This window comes from Wolbachia endosymbiont (group B) of Camptogramma bilineatum (assembly GCF_947251825.1).
GTDB lineage: Bacteria > Pseudomonadota > Alphaproteobacteria > Rickettsiales > Anaplasmataceae > Wolbachia.
This window is the reverse complement of sequence record NZ_OX366391.1, coordinates 532,706-556,981: the sequence shown is the minus strand read 5'-3', so window position 1 is coordinate 556,981 and position 24,276 is coordinate 532,706. Positions and strand designations below refer to the sequence as shown.

At 32.9% G+C, this 24,276-nt stretch carries 17 protein-coding genes; 14 read left to right on the top strand and 3 right to left on the bottom strand.

Annotated features, from left to right (window positions below):
- Positions 1-2 precede the first annotated feature (2 nt).
- Positions 3-386, bottom strand: a complete 384-nt coding sequence (gene iscU, locus OPR44_RS02790; protein WP_007302620.1) for a Fe-S cluster assembly scaffold IscU — start codon at positions 384-386, stop codon at positions 3-5.
- 177 nt (positions 387-563) lie between these two features.
- Between iscU and ftsY the strand changes: the two genes are divergently transcribed.
- Entirely contained in the window at positions 564-1,475 is a 912-nt protein-coding gene (gene ftsY, locus OPR44_RS02785) for a signal recognition particle-docking protein FtsY (RefSeq protein WP_265015269.1), read from the top strand.
- A 585-nt stretch (positions 1,476-2,060) separates the two neighbouring features.
- Complete coding sequence (locus OPR44_RS02780) at positions 2,061-2,315, top strand: hypothetical protein (protein WP_264375347.1); 255 nt, start codon at positions 2,061-2,063, stop codon at positions 2,313-2,315.
- A 107-nt stretch (positions 2,316-2,422) separates the two neighbouring features.
- Here the strand turns inward: OPR44_RS02780 and radA are convergent, their stop codons facing one another.
- Together radA and OPR44_RS02770 are read right to left on the bottom strand one after the other, a co-directional pair.
- Entirely contained in the window at positions 2,423-3,766 is a 1,344-nt protein-coding gene (gene radA / locus OPR44_RS02775; RefSeq protein WP_264377960.1) for a DNA repair protein RadA, read from the bottom strand.
- A 66-nt stretch (positions 3,767-3,832) separates the two neighbouring features.
- Positions 3,833-5,104 carry an MFS transporter gene (locus OPR44_RS02770; protein WP_265015268.1) on the bottom strand — a complete coding sequence of 424 codons (1,272 nt, stop codon included), beginning with the start codon at positions 5,102-5,104 and terminating at the stop codon, positions 3,833-3,835.
- An 838-nt stretch (positions 5,105-5,942) separates the two neighbouring features.
- Here OPR44_RS02770 and OPR44_RS02765 point away from each other — a divergent pair.
- From OPR44_RS02765 to mutL, 12 genes are all read left to right on the top strand, one after another.
- Positions 5,943-9,113, top strand: a complete 3,171-nt coding sequence (locus OPR44_RS02765; protein ID WP_265015267.1) for a hypothetical protein — start codon at positions 5,943-5,945, stop codon at positions 9,111-9,113.
- A gap of 176 nt (positions 9,114-9,289) precedes the next feature.
- Positions 9,290-10,366: a helicase-related protein gene (locus tag OPR44_RS02760; RefSeq protein WP_265015266.1), complete on the top strand. Its 1,077-nt coding sequence runs from the start codon at positions 9,290-9,292 to the stop codon at positions 10,364-10,366.
- A gap of 67 nt (positions 10,367-10,433) precedes the next feature.
- Complete coding sequence (locus tag OPR44_RS02755; protein WP_265015265.1) at positions 10,434-13,280, top strand: hypothetical protein; 2,847 nt, start codon at positions 10,434-10,436, stop codon at positions 13,278-13,280.
- 181 nt (positions 13,281-13,461) lie between these two features.
- Complete coding sequence (locus OPR44_RS02750; RefSeq protein ID WP_265015264.1) at positions 13,462-14,334, top strand: hypothetical protein; 873 nt, start codon at positions 13,462-13,464, stop codon at positions 14,332-14,334.
- 21 nt (positions 14,335-14,355) lie between these two features.
- Entirely contained in the window at positions 14,356-14,934 is a 579-nt protein-coding gene (locus OPR44_RS02745; RefSeq protein WP_265015263.1) for a hypothetical protein, read from the top strand.
- Between the two features lie 74 nt (positions 14,935-15,008).
- On the top strand, positions 15,009-15,509 hold the full coding sequence (locus OPR44_RS02740; RefSeq protein WP_265015262.1) for a hypothetical protein: 501 nt from the start codon (positions 15,009-15,011) through the stop codon (positions 15,507-15,509).
- 6 nt (positions 15,510-15,515) lie between these two features.
- Positions 15,516-17,387, top strand: coding sequence for a preprotein translocase subunit SecA (locus OPR44_RS02735; protein ID WP_265015261.1), 1,872 nt, complete (start codon positions 15,516-15,518; stop codon positions 17,385-17,387).
- Positions 17,388-17,392: 5 nt separating this feature from the next.
- Entirely contained in the window at positions 17,393-17,647 is a 255-nt protein-coding gene (locus OPR44_RS02730) for a hypothetical protein (RefSeq protein ID WP_265015260.1), read from the top strand.
- 26 nt (positions 17,648-17,673) lie between these two features.
- Entirely contained in the window at positions 17,674-19,689 is a 2,016-nt protein-coding gene (locus tag OPR44_RS02725) for a hypothetical protein (RefSeq protein ID WP_265015259.1), read from the top strand.
- Positions 19,686-20,945, top strand: coding sequence for a hypothetical protein (locus OPR44_RS02720; RefSeq protein WP_265015258.1), 1,260 nt, complete (start codon positions 19,686-19,688; stop codon positions 20,943-20,945). The genes OPR44_RS02725 and OPR44_RS02720 overlap by 4 nt, the downstream gene beginning before the upstream one ends.
- Positions 20,902-22,050 (top strand): hypothetical protein, encoded by a 1,149-nt coding sequence (locus OPR44_RS02715; protein WP_265015257.1) that lies wholly within the window; start codon positions 20,902-20,904, stop codon positions 22,048-22,050. Before OPR44_RS02720 ends, OPR44_RS02715 begins: the two co-directional genes overlap by 44 nt.
- Positions 22,051-22,362: 312 nt before the next feature.
- The gene (mutL, locus tag OPR44_RS02710; protein ID WP_458694751.1) at positions 22,363-24,249 is read left to right on the top strand and encodes a DNA mismatch repair endonuclease MutL; all 1,887 of its coding nucleotides are present in this window, start codon (positions 22,363-22,365) and stop codon (positions 24,247-24,249) included.
- Positions 24,250-24,276: the final 27 nt, after the last annotated feature.

The window sequence follows — 24,276 nt, the reverse complement described above, 5'->3', positions numbered from 1 at the left end:
CCTCAATGTTTTTGTTTATTTTGATAATCATGAATAGCAGCTTTTATAGCATCCTCAGCAAGTACTGAACAGTGTATCTTTACTGGCGGCAAAGACAATTCTTCCACTATTTGAGTGTTCTTTATCTTTGTTACATTCTCAATAGTTTTCCCTTTGATCATTTCTGTTAACAAAGAGCTTGAAGCAATGGCAGAACCACAACCAAAAGTTTTAAATTTTGCGTCTTCAATAACACCTTTATCGTTGACCTTTATTTGCAGTTTCATTACATCTCCGCATGATGGTGCACCAACTAAACCAGTACCAACATTTGGATCATTTTTGTCCAAAGAGCCAACATTCCTTGGATTTTCGTAATGATCTAAAATTTTCTCATTATAACTCATAGAACTACCCGTAAACCATTACTTACATTATAACATATTTAGGTTAAAAACTAAAGTAAAATACACTAGCAAGCGGTACATTTTACTCACAAAATATATAGGTTACTAGTGTATTTACTTTACAAATACATATAGTGCATGTCATTCTTTATATGGTAATTTTAGAAGGAGTATTTCTTGAGTTTATTCAGTAATCTTTATCAAGGACTATTAAAAACCTCCTCCCGTTTTAGTAATGGAGTAAAAAATATTTTTTCTGGCAAAAAAAAATTAGATCAGTCGCTTTTAGATGATCTGGAAGAGCTGCTGATCAGCATGGACATAGGTCATAAAACTTCTAGATTGCTTATTGATAAGCTCGCAAGTATCAAATTTGAATCAGAAGTTGAGCACAACGTTATCACACAGCAGTTAATGAGCGAAATAGAAGCAATATTAAACCCTGTTGTGCAGCCGCTCATTTTGAATAAAAAACCACACATAATAATGGTATGCGGAGTGAATGGTAATGGAAAAACTACAACTATAGGTAAACTTGCCTATAAATATAAGGAAAAAGGAAAATCCGTTATGCTTGTTGCGTGCGACACATTCAGAGCTGCTGCGAGTGAGCAATTAAATATTTGGGCAGAACGTTCTGATTGCTCTATTGTTACTGGAGAGCACGGTAGCGATTCTGCAAGTGTGGCATATAGAGCTGTAAATCAAGCGATCAAAGATAGCGTTGATGTTGTTTTAATTGATACAGCAGGAAGGCTACAAAACAATGTAAATCTCATGCAAGAGCTGTCAAAAATACATAGAACGATAAAGAAATTGGATGATACTGCTCCTCATGATGTTATTTTAGTTCTTGATGCAACTACTGGCCAAAATGCTTATAGCCAATTAGAGGCGTTTAGTAAAATGGTTGGTGTTACCGGGTTAATTGTAACAAAGCTAGATGGTACTGCCAAAGGTGGAGTAGTGATTGGGCTTGCAGAAGCTTATAAGGTGAAATTACACGCTATAGGAATTGGTGAAAGTATAGAAGACCTGAGGGAATTTACTGGCAAAGAGTTTGCTGAAGCGCTGTTTAAATATGATTGAAGATCTCTTTAATTTTCTCATATGACCAAGCTTAATTATCATGAGAAGCCGTTTTTAGATGGTATAATTCCAGTACTTCCTATTTGAGTAGCCTTTTCTTGTCATCCCAGTCTGGGATCCAGATTGCAAGTGGGTTGGGTGAGCCGTTAACGTATAAAAATTACTTCCGCATATTTTCAATCTCATTATAATTACAAATAGAGATATTTAAAGAGCTCAAAATCTATCTTTAGTCTGCAGACTTTTTAATCAAACTTATTAAAAAATGTATTCTTCAGTGTATATCTGTCGTATGTGCACTGCATTTTTTTTCTAACTCTTTTTTATACAGGAGGATTTTATGTCCAGAATTCCAGATACTTGACCTTTACTTTAGCCAATAAAAATCAATGGGCGCCCATGGTTTTTATAAAGAAAGTATAAGAAAAAAATATTTTAAAGAATATGAAATAAGGATCTAATATGTTTTGTGGGCAACCAAAAACCACTTCAGCTTGTCACTTATGCCTAAAAAGTAATTATATTAATGTAATATTCATACTTATATTCTAATATAAGTATTGGCTTTTAATTAAGGAGTATATTATGAAACAACAAGCACCAACAGAATATGCAAAATCTCGATGTGAAATGAAATGCTATAACTACAGAGACGGCTATACAGATCAATACTATCGATGCGTCGACGAATGCATTCAGAGGCACAGTTCTGAAGTTTTTAAACCTCATTCACAAATTAGTGAGAAATTAGCAGCTAGCGCAAAAAGTCTCTTTGATGAGAGCGAAAAATTATCGCTTATAGCAGAGGAAATATATAATCAAGATCCAATGAATTTTTAATTACAGTAAAAACAGTAAAAAAAGAAGCCAGTGTCACCTACTCAGATGACATTATGGAAGCTGGGATGACATCCTTCTCACAAGCAAAATGTTCATGCAGATAATATTTAATTGTGATTGAAGACCTCTTTTAACTCTTTTATATGACCAAGCTTAATTATCTCAATATCATGAGAAGAATAATTGCCATTTTTAGGCATAATCGCTTTTTTAAATCCTAACTTTTGTGCTTCCCTTAATCTGAGATCAGCATGCGAAACATTTCTAATTTCTCCTGAAAGTGCAACCTCACCGCAGATTATTGAAGAAATTGGCAGCGGTAAATTTACTAAACTTGAAATAAGGGAAGCAGCAACAGCAAGGTCAGCTGATGGTTCCTGTATTTTGAGTCCTCCCGCAATGTTTAGGTATACTTCTTTATCATGCAAAAACATTTTACAACGAGCACTTAGAACCGCGATTATCATAGCTAATCTATTAATATCCCAACCAACTACTGCTCTTCTTGGAGTTGCCATATTAGTCCTTGCTATTAATGCTTGCACTTCCATTAAGATTGGTCTTGAGCCTTCAACTCCTGCAAATACGGCGCTGCCAACTACTTCTCTATCATGTACGGTCAAGAATAATGATGATGGATTATCAACAGGCATGAGTCCTGCTTTAGACATCTCAAAAACACCAATTTCATTTGCAGGGCCAAATCTATTTTTAATAGTACGTAAAATGCGATATTGATTACTATTTTCACCCTCAAAATATAGTACTGTATCTACCATATGCTCCAGGGTTTTAGGTCCCGCTATTTGTCCATCTTTCGTTATATGGCCAACTATTAAGAGAGAAACACCATATTGCTTTGCAAGAACAGTCAATTCATGAGCGCAGGTACGGACTTGAGTTACAGTTCCTGGTGCTGATGTGACTTTGCTATCATACATAGTTTGTATAGAATCAATTATCAAGAACTTAATACTTTTATTTTTCCTTATTGTTGCTACTACATCAGTTAAAGATACTGTAGATAAAAGCTTAATTTTAGGTTCATTTATCTTAAGACGCTTTGCTCTGAGGCTCACTTGTTCTAAAGATTCCTCGCCAGATACATAAAGACATTCAAAAGAGGAAAGTTGTACAACATTAGCTGCAATCCTAAGCAAAAGAGTAGATTTTCCAATTCCAGGTTCACCACCAATTAAAATGCTAGCACCTTGAACGATACCTCCACCAAAAACTCTATCTAACTCTTCTATTCCTGTTAAAAAACGATCGGGGGTAATAATTTCACTATCTGATAACGCTTTTATTGAAATTGGTGCAGATGTACTTCTCGTTTCTGTTTTTAGTACTATTTCTTCGACAACCGTATCCCAACTGTCACATGCAATACACCTTCCTACCCACCTTCCAGTGCTATGACCGCAGAATTGACATACGTATGCAGTTTTCATAAAAGCCAAAATTATAATTGTAATAAAAATTAGCTAAATAAGTGAAATAAATTTAAATAGAGAAAATTACCAATCACACTTTTTATCTTGTGGTTTTATTTTCAATATTGCTACTAAGCTGACTAATAAGCAAAAAATTACATAAAGCCCAGCAGCAAAGTCTATTTTAGGAAACATTATAGTAAACCAAGTGCATATCATAGGAGTAAATCCTCCATGCAAGGCAAAAGAGATGTTGCGTGATAAGCTAACACCACTAAATCTAACATTAGTAGGAAAAAGTTCAGCAGTAACTATCCCTATAGGATTAATACCCCTCTCGATTATAGAAAGAGCCATAACACTCAACATGATTATAAGATAGCTTTTATAGTAATATGCAATAGACAACATAGGACAACATAATACCATTGTTATCACTATAAATAAGATTGCAGTGCGTTCTCTTCCTGTTTTATCAGCTAAAATTCCAAGCACTATTGAAGATATCGGCATTAATATGCTGGTTATAATGAGTACAACTTCGTTGACATACGTTGTTACATAAGTTTCAACAGACACTATTTCTTTTGCAATTGTTCTAAGAAATATGGTAAATCCAACAGCAACATTAACAGGTACAGATATTAAAATGGCAAGTATCAGGGCTCTTTTATAGCGTTTTGTAAGCTCTATTATTGGTAAATTAGGTAAATTTCTTTGTTCTCGATTTTTTTCATACGCTGGAGTTTCTCCTAGTGTATATATACTATATGCGCTTATTAATCCTAAAATGGCTGAAAAAATAAACGGCAGCCTCCAACCCCAAGCGTTAAAATCAGTGTTTTTTTTACAAATGATCACTGCAACCACAGAGAGCAATATGCCAATGGAGCGACCAAAACTTATTATTCCAAAAAACATTCCTAGTTTTTTCTTATTAGGTAAATGCTCTATGAGATAAACAGAGCTACCTCCTTGCTCAGCGCCAAGTGCAACCCCTTGTATCAGATGGATTGTAAGAAGCAACATAGTAGAGGTTATTCCTATTTTACTATAACTTGGAATAAACGCAACGAGACTAGAAGGAATCGATATTAGCAAGATAGCAATCGTTAACGCCATTCTCCTTCCATACCTATCACCAATGTGACCAAATACAGATGCACCAAGTGGTCTTACCATTGCACCCATTCCTGCAATTCCAAACAATTGCAATATGCTGTAGTAGATATCTTTTGCATAACAAAATTCTCTACTAATTATATTAACCAGATCAATAAAGAGCATATGGTCATACCATATTGCGATTCTACAGAGTATTGTTGCAATCAATACTCTTGTTTGTTGATTGTACACTTAGTTTAATTTGTAAATGTCTACTTATTTTTATTTTGGCTGCTTTTTAGAACTTTGCAACCCAAGCGTATGGCTTATATGTAAATATTATTAAAATTGGAACTTGCATAACCAGCCAGTCTGGGATCAAATAAAAAAATCTGGTCATCCGCTGGAATGACATGGTGGAATGTGTCATTCCAGTACTCCTTTTCTTGTCATCCCAGTGCTCCGACACTGGGATGACACCTCTCTTAAATTACTTTAGCTACAAACATCAAGAAATTTACCAAGTAGAAAAAAGACAAAAGAACCCCCCTATTAGCTAGTTGTGACTCCTGAAAATTGGCCTGTCTTAAACAGCCCGTTTCAGCTTATATGGTTAAAAAACTGGAAGTTTTGTAAAGAAATAAGATGCACATAGTGCAAAAAATTAAAAATAAGACGACAACTGCGTTATGCTTTTGTCGTTTAATCTCCACAGACGAAGATAAATAGTATAGCGTTATCCTTATGATATGTATAACAATGTTACAAAAAATAATATCATAGAATTCAAGAAGATAATTCCCAGAGGGTTACTCATCTATAAAAGGCCGAATTTTGTTAGCTATTTAGATGTAAAAGGTAAGCTAAATTTTTATAAGGAAAAAACAGTAATTAACTAAAAGAGAGCGCTGGACGAGGCAACTTAATTGGTTTGCTATTTCAACCACCATAACTCAATCAACAAATTTTTAAAAAAAAACACCGTGTTTTAAGAACCTTATTTATCGACATATAAAATTTTTTCTTGCCTCTTTTCAAAGAATAAAATATCTTAAATTAAGAATGTTGATAATTCTTTATAGGGAGTATTATGCACGTAGGAAATTCTAATAGTCAGCAGGTAAGTCAGAATTTGCTACCTTCTTCAACTCATTCCTCTGATGAGGAGTACTGTGATGCTAGTGATAAGGTTGAGAGATCTTCTATATCTTGTGAAAGTGATTCTGACCTGGAGTCTATTCCTACTGTATCACATTTTAAGCAGCATACCTGGAAAGGTAGTCAGCATAAAGAAGTTGATAATATTCATCAAAGCAATCTTGATCAAAGCAAAGAAGGAATAAGAAAAATATTTAACCAAGATAAAAAACAATACATAAAGGAAAAGTTAGAAGATGGTAAATTAGTATGCTCAGGTAAACTTTCTTACGGTAGTATAGATATCAAAATACATGGTTCAGGAAGCTTATTTACTTCTAACCAAGATAATTTTGTTGCGAGGATAAGAGTTCACAATCAAGAAAGGTTAGATTTTACTAAATCTTTCATAGATGTTAAGAGAAAACTTTCTGAAAAGCTTGTAATAACCGAGATTTTAAAAGATGAATTGTTAGATAAAAGAAATACTGCTTATGGGCAGTTTAAACAACTTTTGCATGGTAGAAGTGATAAGACTGCAGATAATCTTGAGTATGCAGAGGATCTTTTACAGCTTTCCATCACACTAGAAAAATATAAGAAACTAAAAGATTTAGATACTTCAATATTAACTGATATAGCTAACAATAACTACATCTCAACTGAACTTAAAGATGTTATTCAAGGCTTGTTAAATATAGAAAAAGCTTTGCGTGAGAGAAACAAGAATTTTCCTAGACTCGATGATTCTGCTCAGCCCAGCATAAAGAATTTATTAGGAGAATTACAAAGAATTCGTAACGAGTTAATAGAGTGTCATAGAAAGTCTTTACGTGATAAATGTTCTTCCTACAGTTCCTCACTAGCCTATTTAATGATTTCTAATATAGATGCACTGCTTGAACAACAAGCACTTCATGTAAGTAACAAAGACATAAATTTATTTTCTGACCTTGCTAATGCAATGGATGAGCAACTTTTCTCAGAATTTTTAGATAATTTGCAGGATTCTTTTTTTAGAAAGGTAAATGAAATAATGAAGTACAATTCGTTGAAGGATTTTGCGCCTTTAACTCATCCTATTTATTTTTATCTTTGTAAGAGCTTTCAGGAGTTAATTTTAGAGATTAGTAGTAAAATAGACATTCCTGTTAATGATTTGCTTAAAAAAAATGAACAAGGAAAATGGTGCTTGATAAAAACTATAAATTGGCCATCAACTTCCTCTTTAAACCACTCTCTTGAGCAGCAATATCGCTTTATCTTTACACTAATGAAACATTTTGAGCCAGGTTATTATTCTAACGAAAGGAAATTTGAGAATGATAAAACATTATGGCAATTTATCAAGAGCTTGTTTGTTAGCAGTGACGAGTTGTCAGCTATACCTGAAGAGCGCTTAGTATGGATTTATATTCTTAACAATGCTATTGCCAATCCACTTTCCAAAGAAGAATTAAAGTTATTTGAACCTCTCATACAAGGCTATACTGATTTTATTAAAAACACAGAAAGTGATCATGATGAGTCATTTCGAATAGCAACACATAATGTTATAAGGTTTATAGCACAAACAAGTCCTTATCTCTCAAAAGAAGTTTCAGAAATTGATCGAGATATTTTAACAAAACAAATAAAATCTATTAAGAAGGCGTTTTTAGATGAACAATCTAGTGATTTTAGAGACTTGGTAGATGTATATAACGAGTATTGGAAGAATAGAAAATTTATTTTAGAAAAAATTCCTGATAAGTTTCCTTATGGGGAGTTCAAGCAAAACATGGAAGCAATACGTAACACACTACTTGATATTGCAAGTACTGCACTTGATAAAAAAGCAAAATCACAAGGGTTCATTAAGTACTTTAGATCGTTTAATGAATTTTTAGAGGATTTAAATAGTATAGAATTCAGTTGGTTTATTAAAGGAACTAATAATGACTTAACTGAAGTAGAAGTAGCCAATAAAGATAAAAATTCATATAAGGTTTTAGATCCTGAAAATTTCATCAAAAAATATAAGGATAATATCCCTAATCACTACTTAATTGAAATCACTCAAGATCTATTAAATAGTGTAAGTAATTTACTTGAGCAAAAAAAATGGTCTGATGACGATAATTTTAGTGCAGCAAGTGAGTTACTGTCAGCAATTAAGAAATCTTTTCTTTATCTAAAGGAGCAACCTAACTACGTGTCTTTCGATATATTCAAAGAAGAAAGTACAAAGCCGTTTATTTCTGTAGTAGGGAATAGCATGTCTTATGAGGATTTTAAAAAACGAATTGGTATCATAGGGGAATCTTTTTGGTATTTAAGAAAACAAGATGAGATTGATATAGACAAAGCTTTAGAGCTATATAGAAAAGAAAACAATAATAGCACAGTAGAAACACTAAGAGATTGCTATAACAGATACTTAAAAGAATTTAACTCCTATATACAAGAGACTTCTGACAAAAATTACCAAGATAAAATTAAATTTATTACTGAAAAGGTACGGGAGCAATCAAAACAAATTAAAATTGATGAATGGAACACAAAATTCAAGAGAGAAACTTTACCTGATCTTCTTGCTGGATTAGCTGCTGTGTGGTCTATACAAGAATCAAAGGATATTGCAAGTACAGGAAAAAGCTTAAAGCCACATTGTATTCAAATATTATGCATTTTGCGATTGTTAAGTGTTGATAAAGACTCTAAAGGTGTTGATAAGCATCTTGCGCAAGTCTTAACAGGGCAAGGGAAATCGCTTGTACTAGGTTTACTCTCTTCACTATTAGTATTGACAGGTCATAAGGTCAGAACTGTTTGTTATAGTGAATACTTAGCAGCTCGAGATCAACAAGATTTTAACGGCTTTTTTAAGGAGTTTGGTATTGGTGACAAGATAACTTATGGTACATTTGAGAAGATGGCAAATGAAGTGATAAAGCCTGAGGTAAATGGCAAGAAACAAGATTTAAGAGAATTAGTTGAAGGTCTTATTTTAAATCACAGTGCGGAGCAATCTGAACAGATAAAGCAAGAGGATATTAGTAATACTACTCTTTTAATAGATGAAGTGGATGTTTTCTTTTCTGATAATTCTATGGGAATACTTATGGTGCATGTAACACTATAGGTATTCCAGGACTAGCTAGTATTCAAGAAGAAATATGGGGAATGGCCAGCAAAAATTATGAAAAAAGTACTATTTTGAAAGCGGTAGAAGAATTCATTAAGAAAAAGATAGGAGAAAGAAATTAAGATTTTAAAGAATTTAATAAATTTTTATTTAAACCTGGAAAATACTATCTTTTGAAAGAAAAAGATAATGTGGTTATTAAAAAAGAATATACTAATCGGTCTCTCTATCAAGAACATCTAGAGGAAATGATTGATGCTGCAATACGTGTTACAAAAGGAAGTGATCAAGATTGGTACATTAACAACTATAAAATTAACGATAAAGGAATCATAAGTTATAGAAAATCCGATGGGATTTATTCTACTCACACTTACTGTGGTTACTATAACATATTTAATTATTTTAGATTGAAGAAAAAAGACTTTGATTGTAAAAATTATGGGTATTTGAATATAGATTGTGGCGTAGTATCTTATGCAAAATTGCCTGAGAAATATCCTCTTATCTTAGGAGTGAGTGGTACCTTAGCTACGCTTAATGATCATGAGAAAAAAGTGGTAAGAGAATCTTATAACATCAGAGAAAATTCCATCATGCCATCTTTTTTTGGTGATTCTCATTTAAAATTTAATTCAAGTGAAAATTTTACATCTCAGAATTCAGAAGAAGAATGGCTCAGTAAAATTTTTAATCATGCAAACTCTAAGGTTGGTTCAGGACAATCAGTGTTAATATTTTTTAATACAGATATAGAAATAAACAAATTCAAAGAAAAATTCTCCGGTAAATTTGATCGATTGCATACATTAACAGAAAATACTGAAGAGCATGCCAAAGAGAAGTATATTGATGAAGCAGGTATTGCAAAAACAATAACGCTAGCAACAAGAGGTATGGGTCGTGGTGTTGATTTTAAGTCTAGTGTTGCTGTAGAAAATAGCGGCGGGGTGCATGTTATACAGACATTCTTTTCACTTGATATAAAAGAAGAAACACAGATTAAAGGTAGAACTGCACGTAAAGATAATAAGGGTAGTTATGAATTGATACTCTGCAAAGAACATTTGATAAATGCTGGATTTATGAAGGAAAAAGAAGCTCCTGTAGATTATCAAAGCTTAAATACAACCAGAAAATTGAAGATAGAAGAAAAAGGCTCAAATAATGAAGAGAGAATTAAAAAATCAGAAAGCAACCATAAGATAACGATCGATTTTCTTGAATCTTTTTTTTCAAAAAGAATGTAGCACTAATATAGATCAGCCATCTGTGGAACCAGCAGTAAATAGACAACAAAATAGGTAGGAATTATATATGTTTAATGTTCAAAATCAACAGATTAGTGACAGTGGAAGAAATGTAAGCTCTTTTTTGAATATTGAGCAAGCTATTGAATGTTTAAATTCTTGGGGAGTTTGGACGGGTAGTGAGTCTTGGCTAGCAAGTACAGCGGAAGAATTAAATAAACGTTATAGGGAGCTAAGAAAAGACATAAGAGAAAATACTAATTCTTGGTCGTATTCACAGTATTGTGAACGCTTAGCCTATCACTATTATAACCTTGCATGCTACTGTAATGATGAGCTGTTTAATAAGCATAAGGTTGATTTAGAAAGCGTAAAACAATATCTAGAAAAATGTTTAGAGAAGCTTGCTGAAGTTTCCGGAGAAGGCTATTCAGACGGAACAAAAGAATTAAAGAATGATGCTGAAAAGTTTTTGACAGAAGTAAAGAAAATACATGAGCAGCAAGAAGATCTGCTGACAAAATATAGCACTTTTAATAAATTCAAAAAGTACACAAAATTATGTATTGTTTTAGGTAGTATAAATCAGGTTCCTTTGCAACAATGCTCTGCTGAGAATAGACAGCAGATTCAAAATATTCAGCTGTTAAGAGTCATTAATATGCTAGAAGATGCAATTACTGTACCTGAGTATAAAAATACTTTCATTACTGCAGAGCAGTCTGACTATTTAGGTCAAGTGTATCAATTGGCTGGCCAACCTGCACTGAGTATACGATATAAGAGAACTAGTGACAATCTCAAAAAAACTGTAAATGCAACGAAGGAACATAGTGATAAGAAACAGGAGATAAAAGATATTATTAGCAAAGAAGTTAAAGAGTATAAAAGTAATTTAGTGCAAGTTAAAGATTATATAGAAGAAAGGCTTCATAGGTCGCTTAGCACTATTGACAATGCTTATATTGAGAGAAAATATATAAAATATTGCGCAAGGCTTTGGCTACAAGAAACAACAAATTTACTAAAAGAACTGACTGAAAGTAAAAGCCGTACTGTTATTCAAGAAATTTTTAATTCACTAGATGACATACAGGGTTTTAGCCAGATTCCTAATCCTTTAAACCAACTTGAGTATTACACCCTTTTAATGGAGCACTATAAATTGGTTAGGAAAGAAGATGAAAAAGTTTTCATAAGTCGGTTTAAAAAAGAGTGCTTGGAACAAATAGTTGCCTATAGTGATTCTGCTGAAAAAGAATTAGTTTTTCTAGAAACTTTTGTTGACTTTTTAAGTTCCTCTAAAAATCTTCAATCAATTATTGTTGAACTAGAATTAGAAGACTTTTGTCGTGGTGATTTATCGTTTGATAAGTTGATCAATAATATTATGAAGCTTGAAGTAGATACTTATGGTGAAAATCTTATAGTTTTGAAAAAAGTGACAGAAGGCTTAAAGGAGAAAGAAGATCTTTTTTTAATAGACAAGTTTAAGGAAGTTATAGGTGGTTATATAAAACCAGTAGAAGTACAAGAAAGAAGAATAGATGGTCGATTAGTTGTTGAAGTAACAGGTAAGAACATTGTTGTCAGTGAAATTTTATGGCAATTAGAAAATACACTTTCAGAGAATTCAAATATAGAGGAAGTACGCTTTGTTGGCGCTGATGTTATACATATTGATGCAGATTTTAAAAATAAAGTTTGGTACGGAAAGAATGTAGTTGTTTTAACCAAAACAATAAAAGTACATGATAAAGTAACCTGGAATGTATCTGGGAAAGATAACAATCATACCTATTCTGATAATGCAGGTACTGGAAAAGATGGTCATGGTAAACAAGGGACAGATGGTTATCCTGGGGAAAGTGGTGGCAATGTCTTGATTCTAGTAGAGAAAATAGAAAATCCGGAAAATTTTACCATTATTTCAAATGGTGGTAAGGGTAGTAAAGGACAAGATGGTGGAAATGGAAGAGATGGTAAGGATGGAGTAGGTATTACGAAGGCAGAATTTGATAAAAAGTTTCCTCCTGTTGCTGATTTTAGTTCAGGGAGTATACAGAGAGAATATACAATAAAAAAGATTGTTGAGAACATTAAAAATGATTCATCAACAGTAGAAACTGTGTGGTATACAGGGGCTAATAATGCAACAATTGAAAAAATTATTAAAGATATTGAAGATATACGCTCTTATAATGAAACAGCATGTCAGATTGCATTAGCTGGTGATACGACTCCATCACTCAAGAGTTTTGAGGAGAATATTTTTATAAAAACAGTTACAAGTCAAGGAAATGAGGTCACTTTTTCTTTTGAGCGTGGAGGCGGGCTGACACGTCGTCAGGCTTTTTTTCTCTATAAAGGGTCATTAGGACAACCTGGATGGCATGGTGGAGAATATGGGTTAGGTGGTCAAGGGGGATATGCTGGAGAGATAATAGTAAGAAATCTAGAAAATAGCAGCCAGGAGTGTGGTATTATGAAAAATACCAACCAAGGAAAAGAAGGAGAAAAAGGACAGGGAGGTCTACATGGTATCCATGGGAAAAATGTTTGGGATATGGGTTATATGGATTATTGGGTTTCACAATTCTTCACAGAAAAATGGCCTAAATTTTTCGGTACAGATCAAAGCAGTAAGTGTACACTAGAATATTATGATAATAATTCAAGTGATCGAGTATGGTGTCCATATAATAAAAAATATGCTAAAATTGTAGCTACTAATATTGAGCACAAAAAACAAAAAAAATATGAGGAAAGGAAGAATACTAGACAGAATAGTGAGCGACAACATCACGCACAAGCTGTAAGGAAAAAAAACATTTCACAAAGCAGCATTTTAGCTAATTATTCTCATCATCTTAGTTCTATGGAAAAAAAATATACTGCAGAACTTACGATCTGATTTAGAAAATACTAAACAACAAGCCTTACAAGCGATCAATGAAAATCAAGAATAGCAGGAAAAGCAAACTACAGAATTAGGAATTAAGCGTCATTCTCCTTACCAGAATAAAAGTAAGCATTATAATGATATCTCTACTACAACACCTAGGTCCAACAGAGAGATCGTTGATGTTGAAGATTTGATTAGTGAGCTAAAAAATAACCTAGATAACTGGTCTAAATTAAAAGATATAGAACTGAGTCTTTCTCAACTTGATCAGTTGTTTTCAAATTTTGAAGCTCTAAAAAATCGACCTACTACGGTACAAGGTTTACTGGATAATACGAAAAATAGTAAGTTACGGGATATAGAAAATCTTTTGATTGATAAATATCGACTTGCTACATTGCAAGAAATTGCAAAGCAATTACCACATTATCAAAAAGTGACAGATAATGTAGAATTAACACCTGAAAGTGCAGCAAGGTACCTTGTTGAAGCAAAAGAAAATGATAGCAATATCTCTCATGATGTTTTAGGAACGCTAAATCAGTATTTTTATGAAAATAGTAAAGAGCAGAGTGAAAAAATTTCCAAGTTTGGTAAAGAAGAATTACAGAATACAAAGAATGAAGCTTTAAAATACTCAATGAGAGCATTTGTCTTAGAAATAGGAAAATTAGAAGAGGAACATACAGATGTTAAAAAATATTATAATGAATATAAAGAATTTCTAGAAAAACAAGAACGCAGTTTGAATATATTCTTTGAAGCGTTTAAAAGAGAGCTATCCCAGCCAAGACATGCAGGAGTATTTGGTTTATGGATTGAAAGTATTAAAGATAAATCTCTAAGAAGTAAGCTAGAAGAAAAAATACAAAAAGACGATTTTTTGAAGGCTCTTTATAATCGTTTTAATAATCAACTTAGACAAGAATATGATTGGAAAGAGTGTTGCAAAGATCAAGCTGTTCTTCAGAAATACGATGATTATATTCAAGAAAAAGGCTTATTATCAGAAAGCTATAGGGAATTATTAGCCTACATTTTCGATGTTAATATTAGATTATAAGCTAAAAATCAAGATAATAAATTGTTTCTGCAAGGTGATCACAATCCTTCATCTAAGCAAATTATTCACATATTATGTAGAGATAATGAATTTATACAATTAAATATAGATGGAAACTACTTAAAGTTAGAGCAAGAGCGTAAGAAAAAAGATAATTTTTACACAAGGATTCTTATAGAAATTGAACCATTTAAACAAAAACAAGAATTTGATAATTACTTAAAGAATAAAGCTTTTTTATCTAATAACAGTCCTTCAGAAGATGAACAATATTTTAATGAAGAGGAAGATATAGAAAAAATTATAGAATACTTTCCTGAAGGGGAAAAACAACAGTTAAAAGAGCGATTGAACAAAATTACATCTCAATATATTGGGCAGCAAGGAATTTTGCATAACATGTTGAAAAGCTTTTCTAGCGAAGGAAGACATGTATCCTCTCAAGAATTATATTGTTTAGTGAACTCAATTCTAACTTCTGTTATTGAAGATAAAAAAGAATTGAATATCTTTTGTTGGATAGTTGCAGCTTATCCTCAAAAGAGTTGGATAGATGAATTGATGTTATTACAACTGAAGATTATTTCAAAAAAACATTAATAGAGAAACCTGAATGGAGAAAGTACTTATCGAAAATAGAAAGTAAGGACGTTTTACTGTTATTTAAAGTAAAGTTGGATCAACATAAATCAAGCAATCCTATTTCTACTCAATGCATTGAAGATATTCTGCATTTATTAAGTAATATTCCAAATGAAACAGTTAGTTTAGAAGGACTAGAGTTATCTGAGTGGCCTTATGCACTGAAAGAAAAATACTGGACATGCAAGCTGTCAAAATTAGTAGATTGGCAAAAGGATGACTTACCAACAGCTTCTTACTATCTTTTATCTATAGAGAATATTTTTGGCGCTCTTTTATCGGAGAAATTTATAGAGGCTCTAGAAAAGAAAAAACAAGAATTGTCATCTGATAAGCTTACTAACATTTTATCTAATTTTCATAATGAAAAATGGAACTTAAGTACAGAAGAGTTAAATACCCTTAACAGCTGTAGAATTGATGATTGGGCACAGAAAATGCAGGAGAAGTTTACTGCTAATAAAGAAGAACGGAAGATAACTCAGTTAGTTGAACTAATTAAAAGTAATGCTAATACTTCGAAAGAAATTTAAAACCAATTGCCAAAAATTAAGAATTATATTGAAAGTATTGATAAGTATATAACTGCTGAAAAACCTATAGGTAGTTTTACGGAAGATGATATTAAAAATTGGGTAAAAGAATTTCAGAGCAATATGGGTAAAGGAAAGCAAGATGTAAAAGAGGAAATGCTTGCTGTAATATATAGAGCAATAGAGTTAAAAAAAGAATTAGAACTAAAAAGAGTATTTAAGCTTCGTGATACTCAAAAATTAACTGTATTGGCGTTATTGACAAATGATCGCAGCACCCTAGCACAAGTGTCTACTGGAGAGGGAAAATCATTAATTGTAGTAGCAGCATCAATTATGAAAGCACTTTGTGGAGAGAAAGTAGATGTTATAACTAGTTCTTCTGTATTGGCAAAACGTGATGCTGAGGATAATAGAGATATCTATAGTTTATTTGGTATTAATGTATCACATAACTGTAGTGAAGATATTGAAAAAAGAAAGGAAGCATATTCAGGTAATCAAGTGGTATATGGTGATTTATCTAATTTCCAGCGCGATTATTTATTAGATAAATTTTACGGGAAAAATATTTTAGGAGATCGTAATTTTAACAATGTAATTGTTGATGAAGTAGATAGTATGTTGCTCGATAAAGGTAACAATATGTTGTACTTATCTCATGATCTGGCAGGACTAGATAAGCTGGAATCTGTTTACATTTGGCAGTGGATTAATAGACCAGCTAGAGATAATAAAGAACTTTGCTATGCTTTTGATGCTAAAGCAATTAAAGAAGCAGTGATAAGTGACTTATATGGATTGGTGAAAAAAGAAGATATTGGAAAGATTGGGTCTGAATTAAGCGAGCAGCAAAAAAATATTATGTGGGAACGTTTAATCAAAACTGAGATATTAGATGATCAGGGCAAATTGTTAAAAGGAAACATTAATGACAATGAACTTAATAAAGTACTTTCACCTGAATTTAATTGTTACAAAGATCGTTTTCTTTACCTTTTAAAAGAGTGCATTGAAAGAGAAAAATTTATACATGTTCCCAATAATCTCAGACCGTTTATTGAACAGCACTTAGAATCTTGGATTAATAATGCTATAACCGCGTTCTTCATGAAAGCAGGAGAGGATTATGTAGTGGATGTAGATAAAACCGGAAGTAGTCCAGATCGCAATCCTAATATTACAATTCTTGATAGAGATACAGGAACAGATCAAGCTAATTCTCAATGGGATGAAGCATTACACCAATTTTTACAACTCAAACATGGATGTAAATTATCTTTACAAAGCTTAAAAGCTGTTTTTATCTCTAATGTTTCTTTCTTTAAATTGTACAGTAACTTATATGGATTAACAGGCACCTTAGGGTCACAGAGAGAAAGAGATTTATTGCAGGAGATACATGAGGTAGACTTTGTAACTATCCCTACAGCCAAGTCTAAGCAATTTCGTGAGGAAAAACCTATTCTTTGTACTGGCAAAGATGAATGGATAAAGCGCATATGTAATGAAACAAAAAGGCTAACTGAGGAAAAAAAACGATCTGTTTTAATCATCTGTGAAACAGTAAATGATGTAGAGACTTTATACAAAGCTTTTGGAGGAAAGGATGCAAAACATGTTCATACATATACAAGAGATTACGAAGAGTTTGATAAAGGGTTTAAAATTGTTCAAGGTAACAAAGAGCTGGGGCAAGGACAGATTATTATTGCAACGAACTTAGCTGGCCGTGGAACTGACATAAAAATTACAGAAGAATTGAGGAAAGCAGAAGGATTACATGTTTGTTTAACTTACCTACCTAGCAATATTCGAGTTGAACAGCAAGCATTTGGCGAGCAGCAAGAAGTGGAGACCAGGGTTCTGGTCAGTTAATCATCATGGATTCAAAAGGACAAGAATATAGTAACTCAAAAATACTTGATTTAAAGAAAGAGCGTGATGTGGAAGAATTACATCGTATATCTGACATTAAAGCTTACTATGATACTCAGATTACTATGGAAGAAAGCTGTTTTAAAGCATTCAAAGAGCAGTACGAACAATTGAAGAAAGACCTTATGATAAAAAAGTACCTACTGAAGTTAAAGAAATTTTATTGCAGAGTTGCTTGGACAAATGGGCTTTCTGGTTAGATGAACACACTAAATATGTAAGAAATTTGACAGGTGAACAGGATAAAAGAAATCTTTACAACCTACTGGACAAATTTATCTCACGATTAAAGAATTTAGACACTGGGTATAGCGAAAAGTGGTTACCTTCGTATGAAGGACCTCCAACTCTAATTATTGAATATGATAGCACAAACTGGTTAGCCTGGGTTAAAGAAAATCCAATTCAAATGATTAAACTTGGAAAGTATCTCTCTCAAAATGAGGAACATAAAAATGCTCATAAAAATGCCCTTGAGCTGGTTGATGAGGTGATTAAAAAAGAGCCATATTTTTCTGAAGCAGCACGTTATTACAAGGCATTTGCATTAGTAAAGAAGGTTGATTTAGAACAAAAGCCTTTAAAAGAAGAAGATGAGAAAGTTTTGAAAGAATTTAAGCAAGAATTGCGAGAAGCTGCAAGGCTTTTAGATGAGCATAGTAAATTTGCTATCAATGCAGCAGGTATTATTGGTAAGATTAAGAAGAATAATAACGAAAGTATCATTCAAATCGACGCTTATGAAGAACAGCAAAAGAGCTTGGCTAACCTTTATTATATGTTTTCACGGTCTATAGATGATATTTTTGGACACACTATTACTCCACAATCTTTTGCTAATAATGATATTAAGGAAGAGCTGGCTGAAAGTCTATATAAGGATCTTCTTGAAAAGGGCATGCTAAAAAAGCCGAGAGTAAAAAAGAGCATTTCTGAAGAAGAGCTAAAAGTGATCAGTGCTGGCTATGGAGTATCAGTTGAAACATTAAAAATTTTTCTTTCCAAATATGAAGGGAAGGAAATTAATGAGAAAGAATTTCAAAAAGAATTAAAAAAAGAAGTACAATTGCCTAGCAGAGAAGCATTTTGGAAGTCATTGATTAAACAAAAAATCTTAAATGAAGAAGTTAAGTGTGTTGTAGTTAATAATGAAAAATTGAAAGAAACAGATCCTTCATTATTGGATCATCTGACTGAAAAAATAAACCAAAAAGAGTTAGAAAAGCAAACTCTAGAGCTCAATAATGAACAGATTCTTTTAAATGTAGAATGGGTTACACAACAGAAAAATAAAGGTAATATTTTTAAAAAAGATGATTTTATAAAGATTGTAGGCAAAGACAAATATAAAATATTGAAAGAGAGAGGAGTACTTTCATTTAACAGAAAAGCGCATATAGACCAAAGTAAAATTGAATCTATGACTTTTCCTTGTTACGATTCCATTACTCTGGAAGACTTTACTAAAGTAAATATCACTAAAAGTGAAGCTGAAAAAATTTTAGCAGAACTAGCTAAACAAAAGGTCATTGAAAAAAAGGATGGCTCAGAAAATAGTGCTTATGGACTAAAGATCAAATTTGATGAAATCAAACAAGTTCAGCTTTCTTTCTGTCCAGTTTATGAGAATGTCCTAAAAGGACTATTATCTACATGTTTTACCTATAGAATAGCCCTTCAAAAAATTGCAGTGCAGCTAGAAGAAAAAAACTTTCCTGTTCGTCTGCAATTAATAACAAAATCACATCAAAGTTTAGTCTTGGAATTATTAGAACAGAAAATTATCAGACCTACTATGGTAGCAACTAAAGATGAAGACTTAGAGGAAAAGTTGAAGAGTATATATAGTCAAAAAATGACTAAAGATAATTTTAAATGTATACTTTCTAAAAGTACACTCATTCAAGAAGAGTGTATAGAAAAGCTTTTTGGCTTCTTGGTTGAGAAAGGATGGATTACCCAGTACGATCCAATGCAGTCTATACAAGATGAGGGTATTAGCAAGGAAAACATTAAAAATGCTGGCAAATCTTTAGTACAAGATCTTTATTATATTAATAGCCCTGACAAAAGACAAAAACCTTTAAACTTTTTTCCCGAAGGAAGCCATAAAAACGTACTGACCAAGTTGCAAAGTATTGATAAAATAGTGGAAAAAGTTTTAGACAATCAATTACAACTAGCGAAAAAAGATACAATTAAAAATATTGTTAGCACCTTGAAAAGATCAGAAGTTCATTGAAAGCTTTAAAGGTTCCTGATAGTAAACTAAAATCTCTAACTGAGTTTTGTGGTCAAGGTGAATTTGCAAATATAGAGGAAGTGCATGTCTTTTTTCTCAATGGATTAGATCAACTTTTACAATTAGAAGAGAAGAAATGGACACAAGAAATGCTTATCAACACTGTAGCAGTAACTGTTATGGAAGTAAGCCAAATAGCTGTAGGTACTGCTATAGAGTTATATTCAGTGGGTATTATGACCCATGTTGGTGCTGCATTTGTTAGCGAGGGTGTAAATGATCTCTTCTTTGCAGCAGGTGCTTTAAAATCAGGCCATTTTAGTTGGGAAGATTATAGACAACATAAGCTTGAAAGTTTAATGATGACAGCTGTTACTGTTGGTATAGGAGCTTATCTTTCAAGAGGTGCTAAGGTATCACGTTTTGGTCATAAACTAGCTGGACCTAATTTTGAATTTGGTAAGAAAGTAGCAGAAATGTCCGGAACTCAACTGATTCAAACTGCAGGTTGGAAAGTAGTAGGAAAAGAAGTTGCAAAGCGTATTACATTAAAAACTATAGAAGGGTTAGCGCTTGGCTTAGCTAATGCAGGAGTTTATACACTCGTTGAAAATTACCTTCAAGCACTATGTGAAGGCATAGCCTCTGATATTTTGTCAGATATTGAACGCGAAGTAGAAGAACATAATATCTCTATAAGTTTAGAAAAAGTCTATAAAGTATTAGGAAGAGAAAGAGCAGAAAAAGTTATAGGTGACTTAACTAAGAGTGTCTTTACTAGGCAAAGTTATGTGGAAGAGTTTTTACCTATTGCCAACAAGATAGCTAGTAGTGTAACTCAAGGAATTGCAGAAGCTGTTAAAAAAAGAAGCAAAACAAGTAATAAGCTTGTATTACCTATTCATGCTATTAGTAAGATAATGGTTTGGTCAGAACGTTCTGTTCAGATTGCCAATATAATAGTGATTACTAATAATCTTTTAGGTAACTTAGATCGGGAAATAAAAGGTAGACTAAATAAGCTGGAAAAAGACTTAGAACGCAATCAAAAACAAGAAGTGGAGAAAGATTATGAGAGTTTTAAAAAAGGAGTAATTGATCAGTGGAAATCATTGCTTCGCGAAAAGGCTGGGCAAATTATAGCACGGCATATTGTGAGCCCTGTCCTTAAAGAAGGCGCTAATCATCTGGTTAGATGTATTGGAAAAAAAAGTGCAAGAAGCATATCAGTCTTACAAAGAAAGTGGGTATTTTGAGCGCTTTGAAGAATTGAAACAGGAGCACAAGGAAAAGCTACAGAGTGAACAACAATGTGACAATACATCTAAAACAGAAAACCATATTACGGAAAAATATCATAAAGATTTGCGAAAGTTGATGATTAAAACTAGAAATCCTGACTTGCTCGCAGATATAGTCCGAGAAAACATTCCAATGGATATGATATGTGTTAGTGCGTGTACTCAAGTAGTATATAAGATACTAAAAGAGCAGAGAGTTGTAATTTCAGGACTAACCATTATTGTCGAAGGAGATGGTGGTATAAGACAAGAATTTTCCTCTATGTCTGAAGGATCAGAAAGGATAATTATTCCACTTGAGCTCAAAGATAATCATTTTGAGTTTTGTGGAAGCATCACATCAGAAAACAATAGAAGTAGTGAATCAAAAAATAATTGCTTATATGAGGCTTTATCAGAAGCTATACCTGAATTAAAAAATATAATATCACCAGAAGGATTCAGAGATAAGGTAGCTGATTGTATTAAACATGATAAAGGAATACGGTATCACATTCAGCAAGGCTGGCACCGGCTTCCTATATCTCTTGGTGCGTTTGGTGGTAAGCGTTACATTTCTGTACCTACTAGCACACTAAATGAACAAGCAGAAAATCAATCGCCATATCAACATTCTGATTCCAGAGGGGAATGGAAATTTGATAAAAATAAAGACGTAGACTTACGGGAAGATAGGGTGCTAACAAATAAGGAATCTCATCTACAACGTGCTAAAGCTTACAATGAAGCTCTTGATAAAATTAACCAAGCACTTTCTAATATTGGTAAAAAACGTATATCTGTTGATCCCACAAATTTTAAGGCAACAAGATATGATACAATACTATGTACTGGAAAATTCGGTAAAATAGACATAGCACTATATCCAGTAGAGATGGAAGCTACAGTTGAAATATGGGTTCGAGATATTAAAGAAAACATGAAATATACATTAAGAATTGACGTTGATAACCCTATAATTGAATCAGATTTACAGGGACCACATGGTCCTCATGTTGGATATGATGTTTCCGCCATAATAAACAAGCCCCTGAAGGAGTTACTGGACATATACTTATAAATCCAGCGGAAAATAAAAGACTTCCTGATCGAAGCCGCAGTCAATATAGTATTGATGATAATAGTATACCTACGATACCTATAACAAGAGTATTTTTTCCACCCAATAAGCCTAACACCTATCTAGAAAGAGTTGAAACAGGAAACATATCTCAAATTAACAACAGAGATGAAATTAGAGGTCGTTCATACCCAAGCCCAGATTTTTGAGATACAAATTTAAAAAATATTTTCCTTTTTAAGTTTTTTGATCTTGCTAATAGGTAATTCAGTAGCTTAGAACTTGATTTTCATTGACATTAAACTAATCAGAATGAGAATTGGAAGTATGGCAATAATTCTTTTAGATACAAAAACTATAAACCGTATAGCAGCAGGAGAGGTAATAGAGAGGCCAGCAAGTGTAGTAAAGGAATTAGTGGAAAATGCAATAGATGCTGGAAGTTTAGAGATAGAAGTCAAAATAGAAAGTGGTGGGCGTAACCTTATAACTGTGACAGATGATGGAAATGGAATAGAAAAGGACGACTTAGAACTAGCATTTATGAGGCATGCCACTTCAAAATTAAGCGATAGTGAGTTAATAGAAATCAAGCACCTTGGGTTTAGGGGAGAAGCTTTACCTTCAATTGCAGCAGTAAGCAGAATGAAATTATCGTCTAAGGCAAGTGGAGCAAAGGAATCATGGTCTATAAGGTATGAGGGAGGAGAAAAAATAAGAGAGATTACCCCTTGTTCTTTGTTGCAAGGTACATATATTGAAGTTCGTGACTTATTTTTTGCTACACCAAATAGACTAAAGTTTCTAAAAACCGAAAGGGCAGAAACACAAAGTATTGTTGATATTGTGAATAACTTAGCGATGATTAATTATAGTATTGGGTTTACTCTCACTTCTGGTAATAAAAAGCTCTTAAAATATGTTAAGCAAACTTCGCTGTTCAACAGATTATGTGAAATAGAAGAAGAATTTCAAAGCAATTCACTGGAAGTTAAAGAGGAAGAAGAAGGCATCAAACTTAAGGGACACATCTGTAAACCTAATGTCAATCGTGGCAACTCAACTCAGATTTATACGTTTGTTAATGGAAGGCCAATAAAAGACAATCTACTTGTTGGTGCAATTAGATATGCGTATCACGATTTTATTCCAAACAATAGGTATCCTTTTGCAGTGTTGCATTTAGAAGTACCATATGACCAAGTAGATGTAAATGTGCATCCAAATAAATCGGAAGTAAGATTTCAAAATAAGAGGTTAATATATGAAATAGTGAGAAGAGGGCTAATAAAAGCGTTGTCAATGAGAATAGGTACCTCTTCAGTGAGTGATATTGATGGATCTAGGTGTCAAGGTATTGGAGAAGAACTGGGTGGTTCGCCTCTTGATGTTAGTGAAAGTCAAAGGAATAATGAGCGTGTTAATAATGGAAAAAGCAGAGAAGTAAAGGGTCAAAAAGAATTTTACGAAAGGAGGCCAAATCTTTTAGAAAATCGTCTAATGAAAGAATTCAATGCACCAGATGAAAGAAGGCAAAGCTTACCAGAAACGTTTAAATATGGAGAATCTCCACCCAAAAAGGGAACGATGGTTTTAGAAAGGAAGCAAATTGATTTAATAGCGGATCATCCTCTAGGATATGCACGCTGTCAGGTCTACAATACTTACATTATTGCTGAGGCTAAAGGCAAATTAATTATAGTAGACCAGCACGCAGCTCATGAGAGGTTGATCTATGAGTGCTTAAAACAAAAATCAAGCATAAAAAGGCAAAAGCTTCTTCTTCCTGAAATAGTCGAGATTAAAAACCAAGCAGGAATGGAGATGGTTGAAATGTATAAAGATAAGCTTTTCGAAATGGGTTTTGGTATTGAAATAGAATCAGAAGATAAAGTAAGGGTGAAAGAAATACCTGCAATTTTAGGAACAATAAATGTGAAAGAGATGGTGATGAATATAGTTGATAGATTAATGGAGATAGGAGATACGCTACCTATAGAAGAAAAAGTGAACAAGATACTAGCTACCATTGCGTGCCATGGGTCAATTAGAGCTGGAAGGGAAATGAAGTTGGAGGAGATGAATGAGTTGATGAGACAAATGGAGGAAACACCTTATGCTGGGCAATGCAATCACGGAAGACCAACGTATATAGAAATGAAACTAAGTGATATAGAAAAATTGTTTGAAAGGAGATGAGTTCAGTTTGTCAAAAAGGTTCCCAAT

Bases quoted from the DNA above. Each gene is read 5' to 3' on its own strand.
- OPR44_RS02780 (WP_264375347.1), top strand. From the start codon at position 2,061: ATGAAACAACAAGCACCAACAGAATATGCAAAATCTCGATGTGAAATG.
- iscU (WP_007302620.1), bottom strand. From the start codon at position 386: ATGAGTTATAATGAGAAAATTTTAGATCATTACGAAAATCCAAGGAAT.
- OPR44_RS02765 (WP_265015267.1), top strand. From the start codon at position 5,943: ATGCACGTAGGAAATTCTAATAGTCAGCAGGTAAGTCAGAATTTGCTA.
- radA (WP_264377960.1), bottom strand. From the start codon at position 3,766: ATGAAAACTGCATACGTATGTCAATTCTGCGGTCATAGCACTGGAAGG.
- OPR44_RS02730 (WP_265015260.1), top strand. From the start codon at position 17,393: ATGGATTCAAAAGGACAAGAATATAGTAACTCAAAAATACTTGATTTA.
- OPR44_RS02755 (WP_265015265.1), top strand. From the start codon at position 10,434: ATGTTTAATGTTCAAAATCAACAGATTAGTGACAGTGGAAGAAATGTA.
- mutL (WP_458694751.1), top strand. From the start codon at position 22,363: ATGAGAATTGGAAGTATGGCAATAATTCTTTTAGATACAAAAACTATA.